Annotated in this window: 1 pseudogene; it reads right to left on the bottom strand. The window is 43.9% G+C overall.

The window, feature by feature from the left end:
* Positions 1 to 1,526: pseudogene (locus QM524_RS26085) on the bottom strand (hypothetical protein); the annotation flags it as partial.

Genomic DNA, 1,526 nt, shown 5'->3' with positions numbered 1-1,526 from the left:
TTGCTTCCTGATGGAATACTGCTAGTTCGTGTACATGTTACTACTTGGCCTGACGAACTACAGCTCCAACCTGTGGCTGTACTTGATGATACAAAGCTTAGGCCACTTTGTAATGTATCCTTAACAGTAATCGTGCCAGTTGTAGCTGCACTTCCAAGATTACTCACGGTAATAGTGTAAGTAAAATTGTCAAAGGCATTTATTGAGCCACTTGGAGCTGCTTTTGCGATACTTAAACGTGGTGCTGCTGGTACTGTTATCGTTACTGTTGCATTAGCACATACTTGTGGTGTCACCAAGGTGTTACATACTTGGTATACAACTGTTACGGTTGTACCTGGCTCGCTCACAGTTGGTGTATAGCTTAACACACCTGTAGTTGGTGCAAATACTGCTACTCCACTTGCTGTACCTCCTGTTCTCGTAACTACATTGCCCAATACTGGTAAGAAGTCATCATTCGATAACACACTTACTGTACTCGTTAAGCCAAATGGGGCTGTTAGAGCATCATTTGCCGCTGTTGCTGCTTGTGGGTTTGGATCGGTGCCGTTTGGATTGCCATCCTTATCACAGTCTAATGCTTTCCATGCTATGCTAGTATTCGCAAACACTTGGTCTACTTTGTTGTAACTACATCCATCATTTGGATTCGTGTTGTCGACCGTCGTTAATGGATTATCATCAATACCATTAATCTCATCCTTATTCGTTACACCATCACCATCACAGTCGCCAGTACTTGTCGCTACTAAAGTCACTTGTCCTAAGTTTAAGCTACAGGCACTCAGTGGATCTGTGTTATCTGCTAACGTCGCTGGATTTCCATCTGCGCCTGTGGCTTCATTATAGTTTGTTACTCCGTCACCATCACAGTCTGCATTACGCCAAGTGGTACTCGTATTCGCTAACACTTGACCGATGCCCCATACACATGAGTTCGTTGGTTGTGGATCCGTGTTATCTGGATCGCCATCCCCATCTTGGTCTCCTGCTGCTGGTACACTAATCGTTACTGTCGCACTAGCACATACTTGTGGTGTCACCAAGGTGTTACATACTTGGTATACAACTGTTACATTCGTTCCTCCTGGCTCTGTCGCTGATGGAGTGTAACTCATGATACCTGTTGTTGGTGCAAACACTACGGTTCCGGTTGCTGTACCTCCTGTTCTCGTAACTACATTGCTCAATACTGGTAAGAAGTCATCATTCGATAATACACTTACTGTACTCGTTAAGCCAAATGGGGCTGTTAGAGCATCATTTGCCGCTGTAGCTGCTTGTGGATTTGGATCCGTGCCATTTGGATTGCCATCCTTATCACAGTCTAATGCTTTCCATGCTATGCTAGTATTCGCAAACACTTGGTCTACTTTGTTGTAACTACATCCATCATTTGGATTCGTATTATCGGCCGTCGTTAATGGATTATCATCAATACCATTAATCTCATCCTTATTCGTTACACCATCACCATCACAGTCGCCTGTACTTGTCGCTACTAAAGTCACTTGTCCTAAGTT

Source organism: Flectobacillus roseus (assembly GCF_030056595.1).
Taxonomy (GTDB): Bacteria; Bacteroidota; Bacteroidia; order Cytophagales; family Spirosomataceae; genus Flectobacillus; species Flectobacillus roseus.
This window is presented reverse-complemented; position numbering and strand designations above follow the sequence as displayed.